Below are 16,301 nucleotides of genomic sequence, written 5' to 3'. Positions count from 1 at the left end.
TGCTGGTGTGGGTTGACCTACATCAATTATTAATATTATAATTATCAGCTTTGGATACTGAAGAGCCAACAGGAGGCACATCATGGGGGTTTTGCGACTTGAAGATGGTACAACCTATACCGAGCTCAGTGATATTGCCCAAGAATTAGCGCCTCTGAAGGTTCAGCTAAATCACTGGTCTGTAGGGGACAACCCAGAAATTCACAGCCTTCTAGAGCAAGACACCCTTAGTGATATTGAAAAGGAGACAGTACTTAAAGCTTTAGATAGCTATTTTGAACAACTTAAGGAAACCGCTGGCTATCAATCCCGTGACTTACTCGTTCTTTACCCAGACTTACCTAATATTGATGCCCTCCTTTCCAAATTTAAGGATTGTCACTACCATACTGACGATGAAGTACGCTACATAGTTGCTGGAGTTGGGGTTTTTGGGTTTGTACGTCCTGATGGCAGCCAAATGGAGTTGACTGTGCAGCCCGAGGAGTACATTAATGTGCCAGCGAATACTGAACATTGGTTTTATCTGACCCCATCACGACGGGTTAAAGCTGTGCGCTACTTTATCACTACTGAAGGCTGGGTTCCGGAATACACGGGTACGGAAATTCGGATGAAGCCGGTAGTAGCTGTTTGAGAATATCCGAGTTCATAAGTTATTAATATGTCCATTGAAGTTGACTACCGCTTTCCGACCGGTGTTGATGTGGAAAAACAAGCGAAAATGATTGCTGTTGGACAAACCGCAGGCACCTGGAATGCTCGTTTTGCCCATCTCGAAAATGTGTTTCGCTCCCATCTTGGTACTGTTGTTCAAGGTGTCATTAACCCTGATGGTTCTGGTTTGGCTACCATCCGTTTTCCTGAAGCTAATGTGGAAAACGATATCCCTACTCTACTAACCATGATTTTTGGCAAATATTCCATGGCAGGACCAGCTAAAGTCATGGCAGTGCGCTTGCCAGAACACTACGGTAGGCATCCCAAATTCGGAATTACTGGGATTCGGGAAAGACTAGGAGTAGTTGACCGTCCCCTGATTATGGCAATTTTTAAGCCAGCGTTGGGACTCTCAGCGGAAGACCATGGGAAGATTTTGCAAGAGGTTGCTGGAGCTGGACTTGACATTATTAAAGATGATGAGATTCTGGGGGATTTGGAGATAGCACCAACCCTCAAACGTCTAGAAGTCTGCCGTAAGGTACTCGATGAAATCAAACAGCAAACTGGGCGCACTGTACTCTATGCCATTAATGTAACTGGTTCGGCTGACAAATTGCTTGAGAAAGCTCATACGTTGGTAAAAGAAGGGGCAAATGCCCTGCTGCTGAATGTCTTGACCTACGGTTTCTCTGTCTTAGAAGCCCTAGCTGCTGATCCAGAGATTAATGTGCCAATTTTTGCCCATCCGGCCTTAGCAGGAGCCCTGTGTGGAGCCCCAAACCACGGGATGGCTTACTCAGTGGTTTTGGGAACCCTGATGGCTCATGGTGGGGCAGATGCGGTGCTATATCCCGCCCATTATGGTAGTTTACCCTTTGACCCAGAGGAGGAAAAGCGAATTCGAGATAGTTTGCGATCGCGTAATGTATTTCCTGTGCCCTCCACTGGCATTCATGCTGGGATTGTCCCTAAGGTTGTAGGAGATTACGGACAAGAGGTTATTCTTAATGCTGGCACTGGCATTATGGATCATCCCAATGGTCCTGCTGCTGGCGTTAAAGCATTTTTTGAAGCTTTAAATTGATGATCGGGTGATCGGGTGATGGGCTAATGACAAGATATAATTGATTATACTAATGAGGTACAATACAGTTTATTACCCCTAATCCGTAATATTTACACTGTAATGCCTGATTCCACGGAAACCAAAGTACGGAAGTACCTCACTTTTTTGATAAATGCGATAGCAATGCCTATAGTAATATTATTGATCGTGAACATATCATCAACAGCGACAGTTCTTACTCAGGACTGAGCACTCTTAGTACTGAGATATGCGATCGCTTTCAGGCTGCACCACCATCAGTCAATGTCCTATTGATTCGCAACAATGGTATAACGGTTTGGGCATCTTCCACCGAACGTGCCCAGATCTACTTGGAGTTAGCCGATTATATTTTTTGATATATGGTAGCTGCTCGACAAATTGAGCTTAGCACCAGTTTTATCAATAATTAACCAAAACAATGGCCGAATTGCTCAATCGGAACAATTCAGCAATTCGGTAATTATTTAACCAGACTTGATAGTAGTCCGTATACTGCGCATCACCAAAATCACTAGGGTAACTATCGTTAGCGGTACAACAAATGTCATCATGATAGTACTAAATCGTGATAAAGCGTCGTGTTGTGTGGCGTAGAGGAATAAATACAAGGTATAGGCACCGTAATAGCTTAAAAAGAGAAATCCCTCCCACCGGGAAATTTGATACCCAGTAAAGAAAATTGGCAGACAAGCCACCGCTACTGCAATCATTACTGGAATGTCGAAGTTTAGAGCAGGAGTTGACACCTGTACACCATCAGGCACAATCAAGCTACACATCCCCAGCACCAATAGGATATTAAAAATATTGCTGCCAATAGCGTTACCTACGGCAAGATCCCGCTGACCACGGATACAGGCAATAATGGAGGTGGCAATTTCTGGAAGAGAGGTGCCAACAGCGATAATGGTTAAGCCAATAATCAACTCGCTCCAGCCAAACATCTTGGCTAGAGCAATAGCCCCATCAATCAGCCAGCGGGAACCTAGTACTAACATTCCTAAGCCGAAAACAATCAGCCCTAACTGAGTAAGTATCTTTTTAAGGCTAGTACGAGACTGCCGATATTTGCTTTGAGGGGTATCCTGGTCTCGGATTTCCTGATTTTCCTTGCGACTCTGAATAATGGTGAATAAACTATATGCGATCGCGCCAGCCAACAGGATGCTGCCATCAACTCTACCCAGTTGGCCATCCAAGCTCATAAACAAGAGTAAGAATGATATACCGATCATCAAAGGTACATCTAATCGTACCAACTGCCGGGATACAACCAAGGGTAGCATAGTTGCAGATATGCCTAAGATTAGCAAAATATTGGCAATGTTGCTGCCAACTATGTTACCAAGGGCAATATCCGCTTGTCCTTCATAACTCGACTGCAATGCTACGGCTAATTCTGGGGCACTGGTGCAGTAAGCAACTATAGTCAGCCCAATCACTAAGGGGGAGACCCCTGCTACCAACGCCAACTGTGATGCGCCCTTGACCAAGATTTCCGCCCCAACAACCAAAAGTACAAAGCCAGCAATAAATAAAATGAGAGTAATTATGTTCATTGGCTGTGTGTGAGTAAGTCATTGAGGACGAGTTTACTTCATCAAGCATGAAAGTTGCTATAACCTCGACTTAGCCCTTATAATTATTGCCTAGGGTTTATTCAAACCGCAAACACCTCAACAGTAATACAGATAAAGCAAATTTTTTACTGTGTTTCTCCAGGTTTAGTTTGAGTTTTTAACTAATTTATTAGCTAACTTTTTTATATTATTTTTCTTAACAAACTCTCTAAAAAAAGTTGCTTTAAATACAGATAGATAAAAGGTGGAATAGTACTGTAGTAGGGGTTAGAGAGTCTACTTGGCTCTAGAAACACGCCTATACAACAATTCTAAGCCTATTCCCAAGGCTGCTCAGCATTACCAAAACCTTTGGCTTTGTCCTGAAGCTTGATCATAGTTTTGTCAGTGCCTTCACCTTGCCAAGTTAGAAATGCCCCAAACACACCCTTCTGATTCTTCCACTCAATTGAATCACTAACCAAATAGGTTCCTGTTGCCACAGGGTGCGATGTTTGGTGAGATTATCCTGAACTGCTAGGCTGCACAGGCTGAGGGAGAAGAGCATGAGCTTGGCTAGGTGCAGAGGAATGGCTACTAGATTTTTAAGTATTTGGAATCGATATTTATACGTTATATGTATAAATATCAACACTTTGTCAATCAATATTGCCAAACCTTTACTGATCATCCAGTGGTAGCAGTTCTTAGTTAATCGTGTTTTTAGCATTGTTCAGATACCACTTTATGTCCAAAAAATTACAATACTTAATATTAAATTAATAAATTTTTTTAATTTAATTCAAGCCAATCTGGCAACAGATCTAACTACAACTTGGGTTTAATTGAAAATACTGAATGATATCAAGTCTGGTTAATTACTTTCCCAATAATCCCTGAATTTTTGGTAATGCGTAATGGGTGATGGCTCATCATCAACTAGCAATTACTAATTACTAACTACTAACTAACAATTACTAATTACGAATTACCAATTACCCGTTCAGGAATTATGATCATTATTCAACCGAATTTGATAGGATATATCGATAGGTTTATTGATTACTTAATTCATAACTATATGATTGAGTTGAAGTAAAACCTGTTAGTAATTTTGTTGTTAGTAATTTTGGTCTCAACAGTCATATGAAAGTAGCAATTCTTGCCGGGGGGCTCGGTACTCGTCTAGCGGAAGAAACCGACACAAAACCAAAGCCAATGGTAGCAATCGGAGGGCGACCAATCCTCTGGCATATCATGATGCATTATTACCATTATGGCTTCCAAGATTTTGTGATTGCCCTAGGTTATAAGGCAGAAGTTATTAAAAAATACATGGTGGACTATAGTTCACTTAATAGTAACTTAACGGTCAACCTTAACAATGGCAAAGTCATCCAGCACGGTGGTGCAGCACCGGATTGGACAGTTGATTTAATCAATACTGGTATTTACACCAATACAGGCGGTCGGATTAAACGGCTCGCTCCCTACGTAGGCAATCAGACATTTATGCTCACTTGGGGAGATGGAGTTTCTGATGTTAATTTAAATGCCCTTCTGGAATTCCATCGCTCCCATGGCAAATTAGCTACTTTAACTGCAGTACGTCCACCTGCACGTTTTGGTTACTTAGACCTAGATGGAAACCAGATTACAGAATTCTCTGAAAAGCCTCAAACCAGAGAAGGCTGGATCAACGGTGCTTTCTTTGTTTTAGAACCCGGAGTTTTTGATTATATCGATGGCGATGACACCCAGTGGGAAAAAGCACCACTGGAGCGACTCGCCAAAGATGGGCAACTGATGGCCTATCACCACACTTCATTCTGGCAATGCATGGATACCTTGCGCGACAAGCGCAGGTTAGAAAGTCTGTGGAACAGTGGCAATGCACCTTGGAAAATTTGGGAGGAAAATAATGCGAGTATTAGTAACTGGTCACAAGGGCTACATCGGCACAGTGATGGTGCCAATGCTACTAGCTCAAGGGTATGATGTATTTGGTCTTGATAGCGACTTATTTGAAAAGAGTACCTTTGGTGAAGGAATCCGAGAAATTCCAGAGCTAAAAAAGGATATCCGTGACCTTACGGCAACAGAACTAGAAGGATTTGATGCTTTAATCCACTTAGCAGGGCTTTCCAACGATCCTCTGGGGAATCTGAATCCTGACTTAACCTATCAGATTAATCATGCTGCTTCAGTTCATTTGGCTAAGTTAGCCAAAGCCGCAGGCATTGAGCGCTTCGTCTTCTCATCGTCCTGTAGTAACTATGGTGCTGGTGGTGATAACTGGTTGACTGAGGAATCATCTTTCAACCCTGTCACTCCTTACGGCATTTCTAAAGTTCGTGTCGAGCAAGATGTTACTCAGTTAGCGGACGATAACTTTAGTCCTACTTTTCTGCGGAATGCTACGGCTTACGGTGTTTCGCCGCGTTTGCGCTTTGATTTAGTACTCAATAACTTGGTGGCTTGGGCATTTACCACCGGTCAAGTGTATATCAAAAGCGATGGCACCCCTTGGCGTCCCATTGTCCATATTGAAGATATTTCCCAAGCGTTTATTGCAGTGTTGGAAGCACCTCGTGAGGTGGTACACAATCAAGCATTTAATGTGGGACGGAATGAGGACAACTATCGCATTCGAGAGTTAGCCGAAATTGTCAAAGAAACAGTTCCAGGCTGCGAAATTGAATACGCTAAAGATGCTGGACCCGATAAGCGCTGTTATCGCGTTGATTGTAGTAGGATCATTCAGACATTACCCGAATTCAAACCTCAATGGAATGCCCGTCGGGGAGCTCAAGAACTTTACCAAGCTTATCAAACCGTAGGCTTAACCTTGGAAGAGTTTGAGGGACCGAGGTATCAGCGTATTGCTCACATCAAACAATTACTTAGCACTAGCAGATTAGATCAAACCCTGCGTTGGCGTACCCAGCTACCTACATCTCCTCAAATACAAGCCATGAGTGTTTAGGATTTGTTGGGTCATTGGTAATCGGTAATCGGTAATCCTACTCTAATTACCAATTACCAATTACCAACAGGGCGGAAATTTTTTTTGACGCTGATTCCATTCAAACTATCTTTACTATTGTCTTTTGTATTTTGCCTTTTACCTTTTTACTTAAAAGGTAAAACTATGTCGCTCACTTTTTATGAAAATTTATATAACTAGTTAAAATGCCTATTTGCCGTGCTAACAGCACTGATGACTTAGAGTTAATTCTTTCCTTCGGTTACACCCCATTAGCTGATGGATTACTTACTAAAGAACAGTTAGAAAAGCCTGAATATACTGCTCCATTGGATCTGGCGTTTTCTCCTAACAGTGGTTTAGTACAAATCACCGAAAGTGTCCCCCCCGAAATCCTATTTTGTCGAGACTATCCCTATTTTTCTTCTGTATCAAAATCGTTACTAAAACACTTTGGAGATAGTGCCAAAGCCATCATTGAGTCAAGACAACTCAATAGCAACAGTCTAGTGATTGAAGCAGCTAGTAATGATGGCTATATGCTCAAGAACTTTGTTGAAAAAGGAATTTCGGTGCTGGGAATCGACCCAGCCTCTGGACCTGCGGAAGCTGCCCAAAAAGCAGGTATTCCTACTCTTTGTACATTTTTTACGAAAGATTTGGCAATAGAGCTACACTCTCAAGGACGGAAAGCTGATGTTTTTCTTGCTAACAATGTCTTGGCTCATGTGCCAGATCTGAATGGCTTTGTAGCAGGAATTGGCGTTCTGCTGAAAGAGACTGGTGTAGCTGTGATTGAAGTCCCCTATGTGGTTGACTTGGTAGATCACTGTGAATTTGACACTATCTACCATCAGCACTTATGCTATTTTTCAGTAACTGCTTTGGATCGGTTGTTTAGGAAACATGGTTTATTCCTAAATGACATCCAACGTACTCCAATCCATGGGGGTTCGTTACGGCTATTTGTGGAGCCTAAGGAACAGGTTAAGGAATCCGTAAAATCTCTATTAGCAGAAGAAGTAGCGCGGGGAGTTGACCGCATTGATTACTATCGTGATTTTGCTAATCGTGTTCAGGAAATTAAGCTTTCTTTACTAGATATCCTATGGGATTTGAAGAAACAGGGTAAAAAGGTAGCAGCCTATGGAGCAGCAGCTAAAGCAACTACTCTGCTCAGTTATTTTGGGATTAATAAAACCCTGGTGGATTATGTTGTGGATTTAAATCCCTTCAAACATGGTCGCTACATGGGCATTAATCATTTACCTATTTTCCACCATCAAAACTGTTAGAGGATAAACCAGATTATGTCTTGCTGCTAGCTTGGAATTTTGCTGATGAGATTTTGCAGCAACAAGAAGCATATCGACAACAAGGAGGGAAATTTATTATTCCGATTCCACAACCAAAGATTGTTTAGAGTTGACGGTTGACGGTTTAATATAAAGCAAGAGAGTAGGAAGTAGGAAGTAGGGATAAATGGCTATTCCATAAAATCCCAAACTTGTATACGTCACCTATTTTATACATGCTATAATTTAAGTCAGCTTTGTCATGCATTGGAGTGCGGGAGGGTACGGATACTTGTCAATTTACTCTTAGCGAACTTCCGTACTTTCTGATCTGAGTCATGCTCTGCTCTGTCTCGCAACAGCAGCAGAGTTTGGGGATGGTTCTGATAGTAATCGATGATTGCTGTAAGGGCAATTTGCCGAGGGTTTTCTTCCCGGCGCTGCTTGCGAGAAAAGGGATCATTGACAGCGCGAACGCACAAAAATTCAAACATCCCAGGTTGATTTTTCCAACCACAGATTAATTCTGTCATAACTGCTGCTCGCACACGCCAATGCGGATCTGATTCAGCTAGTTGTTGGAGAAAATGTAAAGTGTCTGGGTGATCTTTCCAACCACGGACTAATTCTCCCAGCACTGCTATTCGCACATCCAAATTCCGATCCGATTGAGCCCGTTGTTTGATAAAAAGTAGGATATCCGGTTCATCTTTCCAGCCACGGGCTAATACTTGCACTGCTATTTGCCGCACATATCGATTCCGATCCGATTTAGCCAATTGTTTGAGAAAGGGTAACGTATCCGGGTGATTTTTACAACCACGAGGTAATGCTTCGGCTGCTGTTTGTCGCACAGCCAAATCCTGATCCGATTCAGCCAATTGTTTGAAAATAGGTAAGGTATCGGGGTGATTTTGCCAACTATAAGCTAATGCTTCGGCTACTGCTTGTCGCACAGCGGCATCCTGATCCGATTCAGCCAATTGTTTTAGCATGGGTAACGTATCGGGGTGATCTTTCCAATCACGAGCTAATGCTTCGGCTACTGCTTGTCGCACAGCGGCATCCTGATCCGATTCAGCCAATTGTTTTAGCATGGGTAACGTATCTGGATCATCTTTCCAAGCACTGACTAATTCTGCTATCGCTGCTTGTCGCACACGCCAAGACTGATCTGATTGAGCCAGTTGTTTGAGAATAGCTAAAGTATCGTGGTGATCTTTCCAACCATGGACTAATTTTGCCATTGCTACTCGTCGCACATCGGAATTGTGGTCAGATTGAGCCAGTTGTTTGAGAATGGGTAATGTATCCGGATGATCTTGCCAACCATCGACTAATCCTGAAACTGCTGCTATTCGAACATCGGAATCCTGATCGGATTGAGCTCGTTGTTTAAGAATAAGTAAGATATCACGTTCACCCTTCCAACCACGAGCTAATTCTTGCACTGCTACCTGTCGCACATAGTCATTGTGATCCGATTGAGCCAATTGTTTGAGTAAAGGTAAGGTAACCGGATGATCTTTCCAACCATGGGCTAATGCTTCGGCTGCTGCTTGTCGTACGTCCCAATACTGATCCGATTGAGCTAATTGTTTGAGGATGAGTGGGGTATCCGGGTCATTCTGCCCACCACATACTAATTCTGCCACTGTTACTGCTCGCACATACCCATTCTGATCTGATTGAACCAGTTGTTTGTTGTGAAGGTTAAAATCTGTAATAATATCCTGATTTTTTCTAGGATTTTTATCCATTTTATCGATAGTTTTTAATTAAAAACTGGATTAATATCTGGTAATTGCTGGCAAATAAAAATGACTCATCGCACTCATTTTACCCAATACCTAAAACCTAACACCTAACACCTATCTAGGTTTGAGCTTTGTTGTCACCCCGTGAGTGCAGAACGAAATAAATTGTGCTCAAAAATAGCCGAGCGTGAAATCTCAGTATCGAAAATATAATTCGATAGTTTAATTTTACTTTAAATCGACTAATTTGGTATTGAAATTAACTATTTTTTGTATAAAAATTATAGGCAATATCTTGCTAATACAGGGTTGGTATATCGTCCTTAAGGGTCTGAATTACCCGTTCAATCTGGGATTGATATTGATTGGCACTCAAATGCTCTGAAGTCATCACATTTAAATTATAAAAGAGTCACTCAAAATGATACAACAAGCATTGCCCAAAAATTTTGCTCACACACAACCGATTTCATTATCAGAACACATTTGTCCCAACTGTGGACACCAAGGATTGTCCCTATTTTATGAAGTACATAACGTACCAGTTCACAGTTGCTTAATGATGTCAACCCAGGAAGCAGCTCTAGACTTCCCTTGCGGTGATGTGGTTTTGGGTTTTTGTCAAGACTGCGGCTTCATCACTAATGTTTCCTTTGATCCCAGGTGGTCAGCTTACGCTCCCAATTATGAAGACCAACAGAGTTTTTCCCCAACCTTCAATCAGTTTGCTCTTGATCTAGCCAATCATCTGATCGACAAATACGACCTTCATAACAAAGACATTATAGAGATTGGTTGTAGCAAAGGAGATTTCCTCTTGCTGCTGTGCGAATTAGGTAAAAATCGTGGTGTTGGTATTGACCCGTCTGCTGTAGTAGGACGAGTCCAGAGTGAAGCCGCTGACCGGGTCACCTTTATTCAAGACTATTACTCAGAGCGCTATGCTGAGTATGTAGGTGATTTTATCTGTTGTCGCCATACCCTAGAGCATATTTATCCTACTGCTGAGTTTATTAGTACTGTGCGCCGCTCCATTGGCGATCGCCTCAATACCGTTGTGGTGTTTGAGATACCAGATACCATACGAGTACTCAAAGACTTAGCTTTTGAAGACATTTACTACGAACACTGCTCTTATTTCACCCCTGGATCCCTAGCGCGATTATTCCGCAACTGTGGTTTTGAAGTGACTGACCTGTATCGAGCTTATGGTGAACAATATCTGTTAATTGAAACCCGACCTGTCACCATCCCATCTGATAAAGTACATCCTCTGGAAGAGAGTCTTGAGGAAGTTACTCAGCATGTCAAAAACTTCACCAACGAGATTACCAAGAAGCTGGAGAATTGGAGGCAGCACTTAGAGCAGATGCATGCTCAAGGCAAGCGTGTTGTCGTTTGGGGTTCGGGTTCCAAATGTGTGGCTTTTCTAACCACTCTTGATACCACAGACAAAATTGAATACGTGGTAGATATTAATCCCCATCGTCATGGGAAATTTATCCCTGGTGTTGGTAAAAAAATTATGGCACCAGAGTTTTTGAAGCAATACAAACCTGATCAGGTGATTGTCATGAATTCCATATATTGTGATGAAATTCAGCAAATGTTGGATAAGATGGGAGTAACTACAGAGGTTATATCTCTATAAATATCATTCATTAGTCATGAGTTATGAGTCATAGGTCAAAAATTAGAGACTTATGACTCATAAAGTGTTTACTGGAAATGCTAATGACTATAGTAGAATAGGTTAAGCAAATCGGTTTATGTGAAATTGTAAAAATTTTTTCCATCAGAAAGCACCCAGCAAAGTTGAGCAATAACCGTTCGCGTAGCGTGGCCGTTCGCGTAGCGTGGCCAAAAGGCCAAAAGGCCAAAGGCTTGGATGCTTGCGGTAAAAAGAGTCTTTGTCATTTGTGATTTTTTATTGTTTGGTCGCCCAGGCCAAAATGGCAAATATCCCAATAATTTTTATGGTAAAAAAAAGTATGGTAAGTGAATAGGCTTACCATACTTTTTTTGATGATTAATTGTTTATAGCGGTTTTTACTCCAATGAGGTAGACCATAAGTCTCAATTAACAAGCTTTTGAGCTTTAAGGTGTACCTCACCATACAAAAAAACACTATATTTACCCTTATTATACCTTTCTAAGGGATACGGTTAACTTTTAATATTCAACATTCAACATTCAACTTTAAAATTTAACGTTAATAGTTTCAGTAATAAAAATAACCATGTACGACTTGGCGATTATTGGAGGAGGAATCATTGGCTTATCCACAGCCATGGCATTGGGTCAACGTTATCCAGATTCCAAAATTCTGGTACTGGAAAAAGAGAGCAGTTGGGCTGCTCACCAAACTGGCAATAACAGTGGTGTGATTCATTCTGGAATCTATTACAAACCAGGGAGTTTCAAGGCTAGGTTTTGTTACGAAGGAAACCGCTCGATGGTGGCATTCTGCCAAAAGCATGGCATTGATTATGACATCTGTGGCAAAGTGATTGTAGCAACTGAACCAGAAGAACTACCATTGCTGGATACTCTTTACCAAAGGGGTTTGGAAAACGGTATAGAAATTGCCAAGATTACTGGTGAAGAGGTTAAGGAAATTGAACCCCATGTGCGCTGTTTAGCGGGAATTCGAGTTTATTCGACTGGGATTGTAAACTACAAGCAGGTCTGTGAAAAATACGTTGAACTGGTTCGTGTCCAGGGAGGGGATTTACGTCTCAATAGTAAGGTTGAAAAAATCCTGGAAACTGGGGATGGTTTAGTACTCGAAACCAACAATGGTAACTATCCCACTCGCTTTGTGATCAACTGTGCTGGACTACATAGCGATCGCATTGCTAAGTTGGGTGATGCTGAGCCTCCAGCTAAAATCGTTCCTTTCCGGGGTGAGTACTATGAACTCAAGCCAGAGAAACGCTACCTAGTCAAGCACCTAATTTATCCAGTTCCTAATCCGAATTTTCCTTTCCTAGGGGTTCATTTCACCCGCATGATTGATGGCAGTGTCCATGCTGGACCCAATGCTGTACTGAGTTTCAAGCGCGAAGGTTATCGAAAGACTGATTTTGACTTGCGAGATTTTGTGGAGGTCATGACCTATCCCGGTTTCTGGAAACTAGCTGTCAAACATGGAGACGCCGGGATTCAGGAAATCATCCGCTCCTTCAGTAAAGCTGCGTTTGTTAAGAGTTTGCAACGGTTGATTCCTGAAATCCAAGCAGATGACTTAGTTCCCACCCATGCTGGGGTCAGAGCTCAAGCCTTGAAAAATGATGGCAAGCTGGTGGATGATTTTTTAATTGTCAATGCTCCTAAAGCTATGCATGTTTGTAATGCTCCCTCTCCTGGTGCTACGGCTTCTTTGGAAATTGGTAATGCGATCGCTAGTGAAATCCCGACACTGAAAACTCTCGAAAGGGTGATCTGACCCAAGTTTCCTTAAAAGCTATCAGCCGTCAGCTGATAGCTGATTATTTGTACTTTCCCTGTACTAGTCTCATGGAGTGAAAACTTGAAATGAACACCTTATCTAACCACAACTGTCCTGTATGTGCCTCTGCTGATTTAGAGGTGTTTTTTGAGATGTTGGCGGTGCCAGTGTACTGTAATCTGCTGTGGCGATCGCGTCAAACTGCTCAAAACTGTTTCAAGGGAGATATCAAACTAGGGTTTTGTCCTAGCTGTGGTTTTATTAGTAACCTAGCGTTTGACTCTACTAAATTGGGTTATTCCCAGGACTATGAAAATTCCTTACACTACTCTCCTCGATTTCAGGACTATGCCCAATCCCTTGCCGCTGGATTAGTGAAGCGCCACAATCTCTATAATAAAGACATTATTGAAATTGGTTGTGGCAAAGGGGATTTTCTGATAAGTCTGTGTGAACTAGGTAATAACCGAGGAGTAGGTTTTGACCCCAGCTATGTTCCTAGGTCAGAGCATCAACCACTTCAGACTCAAGTCAAGTTTGTTCAAGATTTCTATTCACAGCTCTACCAAGAGTATCAAGCTGATCTAATTTGTTGTCGGCACACCTTAGAGCACATTTCCAATCCCGCAGATTTGCTCAAGCCACTGCGACAGGCCATCGGTTCTCGCCTCAATACTGTTGTTTTCTTTGAAGTCCCCAACGCCTTAGATACCTTTCGTCATCTAGCGGTGTGGGATATTATCTATGAACACTGCTGCTATTTCGCCCCCTCTTCTCTAGGGCAAGCTTTTACCAATGCTGGGTTTCAAGTTACTGAAATCAAGGAGGCCTTTGGTGGTCAGTTCCTGTGCCTGGAAGCAAAGCCAGTCCATGGGGAAATCCCGAACAGCTATGGAAAACCGGATGAAATCGAGGTATTGACTCAGGATATTGCCAGCTTTACCGCTAGGTTTCAAGAGAAGTTAGAAAGCTGGGAGCACAAACTGACAACCATCGCTCAAACTGGGAAAAAAGCTGTAGCATGGGGTGCTGGCTCAAAAGGGGTTACTTTTTTGAATCTGCTCAAGTGCCAAGATGTGATTGATTACATCGTAGATCTCAATCCCCGCAAACAGGGAAAGTACGTTGCTGGAACGGGACAGGAAATTGTGCCACCAGAATTTCTCCAGGATTACCAACCTGATCTGGTTATTGTGATGAACCCTATCTATGAAGAAGAGATTCGACAATTATGCAAAAATCTAGGTCTAACTCCTGAATTAATGTGTGTTTGATTGTGTTTTACCGTTAGCTTTGGTGATATCAAGTCCAGTTGAATACCCATCATCAAGAAGATTGATGGGCGGATGGTCAGATGGATTCGATGAAGTCAACCCCCGCCAACAATAGTCACAATTTCCAGCTGGTCTCCCTCCTGCATTTGAGTCTGGTCCCAAAACTGCCGATGGATAATTTCACCATTGTATTCTACCGCTACCAAGCGCGGATTTAAGCCTAGCTGTTCTAATAGCTGGGGTAGTTTAGTGTCAGAAGAGCAGGTACGGGATTCACCATTAACTTCAAGGGTAATTTGAGTTGTGTTTTTAGATATCATCAGCTAATATTTACCAGCAAGCTATTAAAAATTAGTCACTATTACTTATTACCTAACATGTCTAACTATTATCTAGTTTTATGACATTAGGGTTTAGAAACCCCAGCTTCAAGAGATCGAAGAGTGTGTTCTCGTTTTAGCTGGGACAGAAAATATTGAGTAACTAGAGTCGGTTGTTCTGCCTCCATGATCCCCCGCACAACCGCCACTCGTTGAGCTCCGGCATCCAAGACATAGTTTAAATTGTTTGGATCAATTCCCCCAATTGCAAACCATGGAATTGTAGCATGCTCTTTAGCATACTTGACATAATCCAAACCAGCTGCTTGCTTATTGGGTTTAGTAGGGGTTTCATAAACCGGTCCAACACCGATATAATCTGCCCCTTCAGCAATTGCCCGGTGTAGTTCATCAGGGTTAGTAGTCGAGCAACCAATGATACGGTGGGAGCCGAGGAGCTGCCGTGCTAAGGCAATTGGTACATCTTGTTGTCCGATATGAACCCCATCAGCCTCCACTGCCAGAGCTAAATCCACCCGGTCATTCATAATAAACAAAGCACCGTAGTGATGGCACAGCTGGCAAAGTTTCTGAGCATCCGCCAGTTTGTCCCCATCATCTGCTTGTTTTTCCCGGTACTGTACCAAGGTTAGTCCACCTTGGAGGGCAGCCTCTACTTTGGCAAACCACTGGTCTGACAAGGATGTAATCAAGTAGAGATGCGATCGCTCTAGCAACTGATGACGCTGATATCCCAGTAAATTGCTTTCCAGGGTGTAAACCCGATAGCGCATCTGCTTAAAGGCGATCCCCATCTGAGCATCGTACAGTTTACCATATTCTTCCAATACCCGTAGTGCTTCTTGCACCCGACACAAATTAGCCTGCAAAAGCTGCTGAATGCTCGAACGTCGTTCTTCCTGGGGATGAGTTAGTCCAGTCCCTGGATCCCCTGAGGTATCTCGGAATATCCTGATTTCCGAGGTGTGCCAACGGGCTAATTCCTGGCGCATTTCCTTGCACTCCCCAGCCATCTGGGCGCTGTTGAGACCAAAGCGGCACCACTCCTCAATAATTCGCAAGCCTTCTCTAGCTCGGTCTAAATTTGCATCCAAAATTCGGCAAACTGCCGATTTTTGACCCATAATGCCGCTGTGTTGGTCATCCATTACTAACTACTCCATTATTATCTATCCTAACAGTGGATGGAAAGCTTGTTTATCCGGTCAGTAACATTTAGCAACGGACACATTTCAAGTGATAAATGATTACAAATAGATTACAACTATCCTAGTTTATGGATACGATCAAGCTTGACATTCAACCAAACTGTTATTTGACACTCCCCATGGCTATAAGCCAGGGGATTCTTGGATCATCGACCCGTCTTGCTCAACCAGGTCGGAACCAGGAAGAGTAGAGGACAGATCTCCCCAAGCGTTTTGGAAGGTTCCCGTGTGCCCCACGGTACCCAAGGCTCTGGTTAGGATATTTCGAGCGGCGTTATGGTCTCGTTCGCGTAGCGTCGCCTTCGGCGAATCTAACCGACACCCACACTTACAGACATGAGTTCTAGTTGACAACGATTTCTTCACCACTTCGCCACAATCGGAACAATTTTGACTTGTGTAAGCCGGATTGACAGCAACAGTTATCCGGCCAAACTTCTGACCAAAATATTCCAACCATTCCCGAAATTTGTACCAACCTGCATCATTAATAGACTTAGCAAGACAATGGTTCTTAACCAGGTTCTTAACTCGTGCGGCTTGTTCTAAGTAGGAGCCTCTAGAAAATAGAGGGGTATGACTTAGGTAACTCGCGGGGATAACCCAAAAGTTATAACTGTTCATCTGGATGGCGGTGCAAACCCGACCCCCTGGAGAG

At 42.7% G+C, this 16,301-nt stretch carries 14 protein-coding genes and 1 pseudogene; 8 read left to right on the top strand and 7 right to left on the bottom strand.

All coding sequences use genetic code 11. From position 1 onward, the window contains the following. The first annotated feature begins 82 nt into the window (after positions 1-82). Both F6K52_RS17660 and F6K52_RS17655 read left to right on the top strand, forming a co-directional pair. A complete protein-coding gene (locus F6K52_RS17660) occupies positions 83-637 on the top strand; it encodes an acireductone dioxygenase (protein ID WP_293080064.1) in 555 nt (184 codons plus the stop codon). A gap of 27 nt (positions 638-664) precedes the next feature. After that, the gene (locus F6K52_RS17655) at positions 665-1,747 is read left to right on the top strand and encodes a RuBisCO large subunit C-terminal-like domain-containing protein (RefSeq protein WP_293080061.1); all 1,083 of its coding nucleotides are present in this window, start codon (positions 665-667) and stop codon (positions 1,745-1,747) included. Positions 1,748-2,235: 488 nt separating this feature from the next. Here F6K52_RS17655 and F6K52_RS17650 read toward each other — a convergent pair whose 3' ends face one another. Both F6K52_RS17650 and F6K52_RS17645 read right to left on the bottom strand, forming a co-directional pair. Beyond that, on the bottom strand, positions 2,236-3,330 hold the full coding sequence (locus F6K52_RS17650; RefSeq protein ID WP_293080057.1) for a calcium/sodium antiporter: 1,095 nt from the start codon (positions 3,328-3,330) through the stop codon (positions 2,236-2,238). Between the two features lie 338 nt (positions 3,331-3,668). Further along, positions 3,669-3,833 (bottom strand): hypothetical protein, encoded by a 165-nt coding sequence (locus F6K52_RS17645; protein WP_293080054.1) that lies wholly within the window; start codon positions 3,831-3,833, stop codon positions 3,669-3,671. Between the two features lie 643 nt (positions 3,834-4,476). Here F6K52_RS17645 and rfbF point away from each other — a divergent pair. From rfbF to F6K52_RS17630, 3 genes and pseudogenes are all read left to right on the top strand, one after another. Then, complete coding sequence (gene rfbF / locus F6K52_RS17640; protein WP_293080052.1) at positions 4,477-5,328, top strand: glucose-1-phosphate cytidylyltransferase; 852 nt, start codon at positions 4,477-4,479, stop codon at positions 5,326-5,328. Next, positions 5,252-6,316 carry an SDR family oxidoreductase gene (locus F6K52_RS17635; protein WP_293080050.1) on the top strand — a complete coding sequence of 355 codons (1,065 nt, stop codon included), beginning with the start codon at positions 5,252-5,254 and terminating at the stop codon, positions 6,314-6,316. The genes rfbF and F6K52_RS17635 overlap by 77 nt, the downstream gene beginning before the upstream one ends. A 206-nt stretch (positions 6,317-6,522) precedes the next feature. Further along, positions 6,523-7,739, top strand: a pseudogene (locus F6K52_RS17630) (class I SAM-dependent methyltransferase). 132 nt (positions 7,740-7,871) lie between these two features. On the opposite strand, the gene F6K52_RS17625 reads toward F6K52_RS17630, so the two are convergent. After that, on the bottom strand, positions 7,872-9,371 hold the full coding sequence (locus F6K52_RS17625) for a HEAT repeat domain-containing protein (protein ID WP_293080047.1): 1,500 nt from the start codon (positions 9,369-9,371) through the stop codon (positions 7,872-7,874). A gap of 418 nt (positions 9,372-9,789) precedes the next feature. Here F6K52_RS17625 and F6K52_RS17620 point away from each other — a divergent pair, with 418 nt between their 5' ends. Further along, positions 9,790-11,019 (top strand): class I SAM-dependent methyltransferase, encoded by a 1,230-nt coding sequence (locus F6K52_RS17620; protein ID WP_293080044.1) that lies wholly within the window; start codon positions 9,790-9,792, stop codon positions 11,017-11,019. Between the two features lie 116 nt (positions 11,020-11,135). On the opposite strand, the gene F6K52_RS17615 is transcribed toward F6K52_RS17620, so the two are convergent. Continuing rightward, a complete protein-coding gene (locus F6K52_RS17615; RefSeq protein ID WP_293080041.1) occupies positions 11,136-11,285 on the bottom strand; it encodes a hypothetical protein in 150 nt (49 codons plus the stop codon). A gap of 323 nt (positions 11,286-11,608) precedes the next feature. On the opposite strand from F6K52_RS17615, the gene lhgO reads away from it, so the two are divergent. Both lhgO and F6K52_RS17605 read left to right on the top strand, forming a co-directional pair. Beyond that, a complete protein-coding gene (lhgO, locus tag F6K52_RS17610; protein WP_293080038.1) occupies positions 11,609-12,817 on the top strand; it encodes an L-2-hydroxyglutarate oxidase in 1,209 nt (402 codons plus the stop codon). Between the two features lie 89 nt (positions 12,818-12,906). Beyond that, positions 12,907-14,094 carry a class I SAM-dependent methyltransferase gene (locus F6K52_RS17605; protein WP_293080036.1) on the top strand — a complete coding sequence of 396 codons (1,188 nt, stop codon included), beginning with the start codon at positions 12,907-12,909 and terminating at the stop codon, positions 14,092-14,094. A gap of 95 nt (positions 14,095-14,189) precedes the next feature. Here the strand turns inward: F6K52_RS17605 and thiS are convergent, their stop codons facing one another. The 3 genes from thiS to F6K52_RS17590 form a co-directional block, all read right to left on the bottom strand. Continuing rightward, positions 14,190-14,414: a sulfur carrier protein ThiS gene (thiS, locus tag F6K52_RS17600; protein WP_293080033.1), complete on the bottom strand. Its 225-nt coding sequence runs from the start codon at positions 14,412-14,414 to the stop codon at positions 14,190-14,192. Positions 14,415-14,500: 86 nt separating this feature from the next. Further along, a complete protein-coding gene (locus F6K52_RS17595; RefSeq protein ID WP_293080031.1) occupies positions 14,501-15,583 on the bottom strand; it encodes a thiamine phosphate synthase in 1,083 nt (360 codons plus the stop codon). 183 nt (positions 15,584-15,766) lie between these two features. After that, positions 15,767-16,301: transposase (locus tag F6K52_RS17590; RefSeq protein WP_293080028.1), on the bottom strand; the 535-nt coding region annotated here is incomplete at its 5' end.

The organism is Moorena sp. SIO3H5 (genome assembly GCF_010692395.1).
Lineage (GTDB): Bacteria > Cyanobacteriota > Cyanobacteriia > Cyanobacteriales > Coleofasciculaceae > Moorena.
The sequence above is the reverse complement of the archived record's forward strand: the minus strand, read 5'-3'. Positions and strand labels throughout refer to the sequence as shown.

What these genes read in the sequence shown, in the direction of transcription:
- F6K52_RS17660 (WP_293080064.1), top strand. Translation starts at nt 83, where the DNA reads ATGGGGGTTTTGCGACTTGAAGATGGTACAACCTATACCGAGCTCAGT.
- F6K52_RS17655 (WP_293080061.1), top strand. Translation starts at nt 665, where the DNA reads ATGTCCATTGAAGTTGACTACCGCTTTCCGACCGGTGTTGATGTGGAA.
- F6K52_RS17650 (WP_293080057.1), bottom strand. Translation starts at nt 3,330, where the DNA reads ATGAACATAATTACTCTCATTTTATTTATTGCTGGCTTTGTACTTTTG.
- rfbF (WP_293080052.1), top strand. Translation starts at nt 4,477, where the DNA reads ATGAAAGTAGCAATTCTTGCCGGGGGGCTCGGTACTCGTCTAGCGGAA.
- F6K52_RS17635 (WP_293080050.1), top strand. Translation starts at nt 5,252, where the DNA reads ATGCGAGTATTAGTAACTGGTCACAAGGGCTACATCGGCACAGTGATG.
- F6K52_RS17625 (WP_293080047.1), bottom strand. Translation starts at nt 9,371, where the DNA reads ATGGATAAAAATCCTAGAAAAAATCAGGATATTATTACAGATTTTAAC.
- F6K52_RS17620 (WP_293080044.1), top strand. Translation starts at nt 9,790, where the DNA reads ATGATACAACAAGCATTGCCCAAAAATTTTGCTCACACACAACCGATT.
- F6K52_RS17615 (WP_293080041.1), bottom strand. Translation starts at nt 11,285, where the DNA reads ATGACAAAGACTCTTTTTACCGCAAGCATCCAAGCCTTTGGCCTTTTG.
- lhgO (WP_293080038.1), top strand. Translation starts at nt 11,609, where the DNA reads ATGTACGACTTGGCGATTATTGGAGGAGGAATCATTGGCTTATCCACA.
- F6K52_RS17605 (WP_293080036.1), top strand. Translation starts at nt 12,907, where the DNA reads ATGAACACCTTATCTAACCACAACTGTCCTGTATGTGCCTCTGCTGAT.
- thiS (WP_293080033.1), bottom strand. Translation starts at nt 14,414, where the DNA reads ATGATATCTAAAAACACAACTCAAATTACCCTTGAAGTTAATGGTGAA.
- F6K52_RS17595 (WP_293080031.1), bottom strand. Translation starts at nt 15,583, where the DNA reads ATGGATGACCAACACAGCGGCATTATGGGTCAAAAATCGGCAGTTTGC.